The 6,781-nt window shown below is 62.7% G+C and carries 6 protein-coding genes; 1 reads left to right on the top strand and 5 read right to left on the bottom strand.

Annotation, left to right across the window (positions count from 1 at the left end; genetic code table 11):
- Positions 1-29: 29 nt before the first annotated feature.
- The 4 genes from ACGVWT_RS18885 to ACGVWT_RS18870 form a co-directional block, all read right to left on the bottom strand.
- Positions 30-416: an FAD-dependent oxidoreductase gene (locus tag ACGVWT_RS18885; RefSeq protein WP_315462535.1), complete on the bottom strand. Its 387-nt coding sequence runs from the start codon at positions 414-416 to the stop codon at positions 30-32.
- 66 nt (positions 417-482) lie between these two features.
- Positions 483-824 (bottom strand): DUF3088 domain-containing protein, encoded by a 342-nt coding sequence (locus tag ACGVWT_RS18880; protein ID WP_315462534.1) that lies wholly within the window; start codon positions 822-824, stop codon positions 483-485.
- On the bottom strand, positions 821-2,266 hold the full coding sequence (locus tag ACGVWT_RS18875) for a PepSY domain-containing protein (RefSeq protein WP_394427762.1): 1,446 nt from the start codon (positions 2,264-2,266) through the stop codon (positions 821-823). The genes ACGVWT_RS18880 and ACGVWT_RS18875 overlap by 4 nt, the downstream gene beginning before the upstream one ends.
- Positions 2,267-2,288: 22 nt before the next feature.
- Positions 2,289-4,427, bottom strand: a complete 2,139-nt coding sequence (locus ACGVWT_RS18870; protein WP_315462532.1) for a TonB-dependent receptor — start codon at positions 4,425-4,427, stop codon at positions 2,289-2,291.
- A gap of 349 nt (positions 4,428-4,776) precedes the next feature.
- Here ACGVWT_RS18870 and ACGVWT_RS18865 point away from each other — a divergent pair, with 349 nt between their 5' ends.
- Complete coding sequence (locus ACGVWT_RS18865) at positions 4,777-5,556, top strand: UTRA domain-containing protein (RefSeq protein ID WP_315462531.1); 780 nt, start codon at positions 4,777-4,779, stop codon at positions 5,554-5,556.
- Between the two features lies 1 nt (position 5,557).
- On the opposite strand, the gene ACGVWT_RS18860 is transcribed toward ACGVWT_RS18865, so the two are convergent.
- Complete coding sequence (locus tag ACGVWT_RS18860) at positions 5,558-6,586, bottom strand: YeiH family protein (protein WP_394427759.1); 1,029 nt, start codon at positions 6,584-6,586, stop codon at positions 5,558-5,560.
- Between the last annotated feature and the right edge of the window lie 195 nt (positions 6,587-6,781).

The following is a 6,781-nucleotide window of genomic DNA, read 5'->3' as shown; positions in this document are numbered from 1 at the left end:
CAGCGCGAACGGCGCACCCGTCATACCCGTTATGCTGCTCGGCGAAGGGGGTCCCTTTTGGACGCCGATAGGGGGTCCTTTTTGGACGCCGATTGACAGCCGTAGCCGATCGCTCGTCCATCGGAACAGTGAATGATCTTTGTGTCTGGATCGACCCGGACCGCCCTGGTCGCCAGTATAAGATCGATGCTCTTCTCTGGCCAGAAGCGTGCCGGGCGGATCAATATCCGATCGCTCGACTTCGTACCGGCAAGATAATCCTTCGAGAGCGGTGGCCGTTCATACGGCAGTTCCGTTTCCTCGCTCAGCAGTGCGATACTGCCGCCAAAACCGGCCTGGCGCAGCGTGATGGCGGCTTGGGTGCCACCGTGACCGGCACCAACGATGACGACGTCATATTGCTCGTCGACCGTCATATTGATGGTCTTCCCGTGCTCGTCGGGTGCGATCCAAGGTGCTTCACCCGGATCGCACCCGCGTCATCAACCGGCCGTCGGCAGCGCGTGTCGAGCCGACAGATACTGCCGGATATGGCGTTCATCGTCGATGAAGCGGTGACCTTCGGCCTCCTTCACGTCCACACCTGCCGGGACGCTCGCGTCGTCGCCGAGCACCAGTACCGGCACCGACTGGTTCCCTTCGCCGACCAGATCGACGATCCCCTGCCGGGGACGTGGGAAATCGATATAGGTTACATCGAGCTTGTCCCGCAGTTCAGGGAAGAACCCGAGCAGGCCTTCGACTGGAACTGAATCCCCGCAATAAAACGGACCGAGGCCGGCGTTGGTGAAGCCCGGCTTCATCAGGAAGAGCTTGTCGTTCATGTCATTCTCCGTTGTGGGAAGAAGGTTTTGCGCATGCGCTGAAAGCCAATGACCACGCCTGTGATGCCGAAGGCAAAGCCGAACAGCAGCGGGATCAGGACCAAGATCTGGCGCAGGACCGGATGCGTGGTCAGCCCGGGGAAGTTGAAGGTGTGGAGGGCGTAGTAGACCCATGCATAAGCCTTGCGACTCCGATCGAGCACGGTGAGGATCTGGCCGTCAGTTCCGTTCACGACGATGTCCGGCCGTGTTCCGGGCACACCGGCGAACAACAGCGCGGAGGTGGGCCACCCTTCGGCGAGTGCATAGGTATCGGTCGAGGGGATCTGGACCGGTGACGCAACCGGGGCTCCCGGCCATGCGGCGGCAATCCCGCGTCGGGCAAACTCCGTGACCCGGCCGGTGTCGAGCGGCGCACCGTCGGCAAGCCTCCGCCGCACCGTGCCGTCCGGCTGCCATGCGGTGACGATCGCACTGCCACCGACCACCGAGAAGGACAGTTCACGGCTCTGTCCGTAGCGCACGAACGTCTCGGGCCGAATGACCTTCATGGCGTCCGTAAGCGACTGTCCCTCGTACCGGGCGAGCGCCACCTCCGAGGCATGACCGCGCGAAAACAAGCGGCCATGATCCATCGACAGCCAACCGCTGAGAATCCAGGTCAGTACGAAGATGCTGGCGAACAACCCCAGCAGATGATGCCACCGCATCCAACGCAACCGGTAGAAGGTCAGCGCGGGCTTGCGCTGCCGCCTGGCGGCCAGGGTCCGGATCACGCCAAGGATCGTTCCCGCCACCGCGACCAGCAGCGCCACGAGCGACAGGATCCAGACGGTCCGGTCCCATAGCGTGAAGCTGGAGCGGATCGGCGTGAAATAAGCCCAGTGCAGCACCGCGCCGACCCAGTTCCATCCGCGATCCCAGCGCGTCGTCCGCTGCACCAGTTCACCGGTTCGCGCCGACAGATAAAGTTGCGTCCCGCCCGCATCGTGCAGGTCGAGGCGATAGAATGGCCGGAGCGGATCGAACCGGTTGTGGACAATCCATTGGTCGTAATCGAACGCCGGACTTGCGCTTGCCGCAGCCCCGCCGAGGCGTGTCGCGATCGCGGAAGCCTCGGCCGGAGCGATCAGAGGCAGCAGCGCGCCACTGCGTGCATCGACCGGCACCGCCCCCTTCTCGGTTCCCACAATATAGGCGGGGATTGCGCCACGCTGGACGAGTCGCAGCGCTGCCCCTCCTCGCACTGCCGCCATCGCTTCGGCCGGCGACGCCCTGACCGCGGGAAACGCCACCGGGCGTTCGAGCGCCAGCTGATCGCCGCGGGGAAGCGAGGGGAACGGCTTGAACAGCAGCACCGCCCCACTCGCGAACCACAGCGCGAACACGAGACAGGTGACGATCCCGAGCCAGCGATGAAACCACGCCAGCTGTTTGGTCACCTGTTCCTTGCGATGTCTGACGTTAGAAGCGGACAAGCGCACTGACCTCGATACGGCGCGGCTCGCCAAGCTGGATCTGGGCGGGATAGTAGATGTCCGCCCATTGTGCGTAGGTCTTGTTCCACAGGTTGTTGACACGACCGGTGACCGAGAGGTTCGGATTGACCTCATAGGTCGCATAGGCGATGCCCAGCGCATAGGGCTTGAGCACCAGATTGTTGGCGGTATTGCCGAAACGTTCGCCGATATAGTTCACGCCCCCGCCCGCTTCGAGCGGCAGGCCGCCGATGTGCCGGACGGTCGTCCAGAACTTCGCTGTCCACATCGGGACGTTTGCCGGGCGGTTACCCGATGCGTTCACCCCGTAATTGGGATCGACGAAATTCTCGTACTTGGCATCGACATAGGTGCCGCTGCCGATCAGCGTCCAGTTGCGAGTGACCTTCAATTCGCCCGACAGCTCGAGCCCACGCGACGTTTGCGCCCCGACGTTGCTGATCGTATCGATCGCGATCTGGGTCAGGATATTCTGACGCTTGATGTCATAGGCAGCCAGCGTCACCGATCCCCGACCGCCCATCAGATCGGCCTTGATGCCGGCCTCGTACTGACGCGAGCTGCTCAGGCCGAAATTCTGATTGGCGTTGACCAGGAAGATGTTGGCGCCGACCGGATCCTTGCCGGTCGTATAGGACGCATAGGCCGTCACCTGCTTCGACAGGTCGTAGACGAGGCCGGCACGGTAATTGACCGGCTTGTAGGTCCGTCGGAAGCTCGACGCGGCGTTGAAGCTGCCGTTCACGTTGAAGTTTTCACGCGTCAGATAGAGCCATTCGCCGCGCAGCCCGGTCACCAGCTTCAGCGAGGGTGTGAGGCTCAGCACATCCTCGCCGAACAGCGCCAGCTGGTCCCACCGGGTCGGGCTCACCCGGGCTACGAGCGGACCGAACAAGCCGGGCGTCGGCCGCAACGGGTCGACGCTGTCGCCATCGGGAAAGCCGCGGCTGCGGATGAAGTCGAGGTGGCTGTAATCTACGCCAACAACGACCTTGTTATCGAGGCCGAAGAGCTGCTGCTTGTAAGCGACCGAGAACTGGTCGCCGACCAGATCCTGGTTGTGGAACACGAAGAACCGATCGCGATCGATCAGCCGGGTCGTCGGGTTGAAGACGTAATTCTCCGCATTGATCCACTTCCGCTCGGCATGGAACGCGTAGGCGGTGTTGGTGATCGTCAGCGCGTCGGACGGCGACCAGTTGACGACGAGCCGTGGCCAGACCTGCCAGCTGCTCGCCCGGTTATCGCCGACATTGTAGTTCGTGAACTGCATACGCCGGTCGATTACCTGGCCGTCGGCGGTCTGGATGATCCCTCGAATTGGATCGGTCGCGAATGACGCAGGCACGAGTGGCGTGCCGTAATAGGTGGTCAGATTGTCCTTGAGGTAGTCGACGTTCAGCTCGACCGAGAGCGAGTCCGTCGGGTGATAGACGATGTCGCCGGTGATGTTCAGCGAGTTGGAACCCGCCCGGTCGACGAAGCCGCTGGTGCGATGATAGCTGGCGTCGAGGCGCGCAGCGACGCTGTCGCTCAACACCTTGTTGCCGCCGACGCCCAGGCTGACCGTGTCGAAGCTGGCATAGGAGGCGAGCGCCTGCGCGCTGTCCGCCTTGAAGTCGGCGATCTTGTTGACGGTGTTGACCGCGCCGCCCACGGCACCCTGACCGTAGAGAACCGACGCCGGCCCCTTCAGCACGTCGATGCTTGCGATGTTGAAGGTATTGCCCGGGCGATTGATCATGTTCGCCGGCCCGAGATACAGGCCATTACGCAGCAGTGTGATCTGTTCGCCGGTGAACCCGCGCATCGAGAACAGTGATGGATCGCCGGGCGAACCGCCGGAGATGACGCCGGGTAGGCTGACGGTTGCTTCCTCGACGGTGCGGAAACCGCGTGTCAGGATTTCGTCAGCACCTATCTGATCTATGGTCGCCGGCGTCTCCCTGATCGACAGACCGAGCCTGCTAGACGTGCTGGTCGCCTTGTCGAGTTCGCGCAGGCGCCAGCCCGTGACGGTGATCTCCTCTTTCGACGCATCGTCCTGCAACGATTGCGCCGCTGGCGTGGTGGTCTGGACGGCTGCCGCTCCGGGAGATGCCACGACTGGGGCATCTCCCGAAACTTTGCCAGCCCCCGCAGGTGCTGGCAGTTCGTTGGCGAATGAAGGCGTGGACAGGCAAATGGCGATCGCGATCGAAGATGTCCGGATCACTGCCGTGCCGAGTGAAAGACGCATCAATATACCCCCCTTTTTGGTGGTTTATTCCTTCCTGCTCGTTTTTTCTTATTTGTATAGTCAAAATAGACTGGCTCGCGTAAGGCCTACCGTCAAGCGGGAAACCGTCACGCGCATGAAATAAAAACTGCGTCGGGTTTGCCGCCGGAGCGGGAATGAGGCAGCCTTGTTCCGATGCCGCGACGTGCAGAAACGGCCAAGCTTGGGAGCATGGATGCTCACTGACGTACAAGAACGGGTCTGCTCCGATCAGGGCTCTGGCGACGTTCGAATTCCACCGCTGGACGGCGAAGGCCCGGTCTGGCTGCAAATCCGCCGATCGCTCGCAATGGCCATCCTGACGGGGGAGTGGCCCGCTGGCATGCGCCTTCCAACCGAACTCTTCCTCACAAGCTATTATTCCGCAGCACGCATGACCGTGAACAAGGCGCTACAGAGCCTCGCCAGCGAGGGCCTGGTCGAACGGCGCCCCAAGGTGGGAACGGTCGTCACCGCCCGTGCGCGTGAACGGCCGGTCTTCGAGATCTGGGATGCGGCGAGCGCCGTACAGCGGACCGGCGGGCATTATGGCTATCGTCTTCTCGAATGCGGCATGGTGCCGGACGAGTCGCCACTGCGCTCCGAGCTCGAGCTCGCACCAACAACGCCGACGATCCGGATGTTGTGCCTTCATCTGTCCGACGGTCGCCCGTTTCAGCTTGAGGAACGGCTCGTCAACGTCGACGCCGCTCCGAAAATTACCTGTCAGCCGCTGGAGGACGTCAGTCCCGGCCAATGGCTGCTGGCCAATGTGCCGTGGACCGAGGCGCGACATTCAATCTCCGCACGCGGAGCCACGGCGATGGTAGCGACCCATCTTGCTTTGACCGAAAATGACGCCTGCCTCGTCGTTGAGCGCCGCACATGGAACGGTACGATCCCGGTGACCCTCGGCCGTTTCTGGTATCCGGGAGACGACCATAGTCTGGAAGGTCAATTCCGCCCCTCCTGGTAAGCTAGGCGGCGACCAGCAAAGCAGCAGCAAGGGCTAAGATGAAGGCGGTGAGAGTCGCCAATCCGATAACCAATATTGGCCGTGCGCCGGTCTCCAGCAACTTTGGCAACGGCGACTTGATCGCCGTTGCGGTGACTGCGGCCGCGAGGCACGCAGTCGCGATGCCACCGGAAGCCGTAGCGACCACAGCGGGTATCAGGCCCAGCGAGTTCACAGCGGCCATCGCGAAAAAGCCGGCGACGAACCAGGGCAATTTAGGAACCCGCCCCGCCCCCGGTTCACCCGGAAGAACAACGGCAACCAGCGCTAGGACGGGGGCCAGCAACGCGACGCGGGTGAGCTTGACGATCGCGGCGATCTGTCCAGCGGCATCAGAATAGCCATAGCCTGCGCCCAGCGCCTGGGCGACGTCGTGGATCGACGCGCCTAGTAGAAAGCCAGCGCGAACATCCGAGAAATGCATTGCGTGCGCCGCGATCGGATACAGCACCATCGCCGATGCACTCATTGCCGCGATGCCGACCAGGACGATGGTGAGTTGCGTCTCGCTGACCCTGCGGCTCCCAAGGGTCGTCGCAAGCGCCATCGCAGCGGACGCGCCGCAAATCGCGACCGCACCGCCGGCGAGAATGCCGAAGCTGGTGTCGAAACCGGTCTGACGGGCGACAAGCACCCCTATGCAAATCGTGACCGCGACAATGGCAACGACACTCAACAGCGCAACCGGGCCAAGGCCGACGATCTGCGCACCGGTTACGCGAGCACCGACAAACACGATCCCCCATCGCAATAATGATTGCGAAGCAAACGCCAATCCGGTCGACAGTCGCTTATCGCTCGACAGGAAATTCAGTGACAGCCCCAGCAGCAGCGCCATGAGCGTGAGCGGCGCGCCGTAATGCTCCGAAAGAAAGCCGGCCGCTAACGTACCTAGCCCCACCACGACCAGACCTGGCGCAAAATCGCGCCACGTCGATCGGCGCAGTGGCGGTACGTCGCCATACAGATCAGCGGCCGCCATCGGCATCATTGCGGTTCGCCGGCCGCTGCGACGTTGCTTGCCGGAGCTTGGGCGACCAGACGGCTTCGGTTTTGGATCATCCGATCGTGCAGGTGCTGGATCGCAGGTAGCGTCCGCGGTCGTGGTGTAATTTCCCGGTGTAGATGACGGTGTATGCCGGGGTGGGGCCGAGGCCCCACCCCGGCGTCGGCGTCTCGGTGGCCA

It is taken from the genome of Sphingomonas sp. S6 (assembly GCF_043498045.1).
Taxonomy (GTDB): Bacteria; Pseudomonadota; Alphaproteobacteria; order Sphingomonadales; family Sphingomonadaceae; genus Sphingomonas.
Note: the sequence above shows the minus strand (reverse complement) of the source record. Positions and strands in the feature narration are given on the sequence as shown.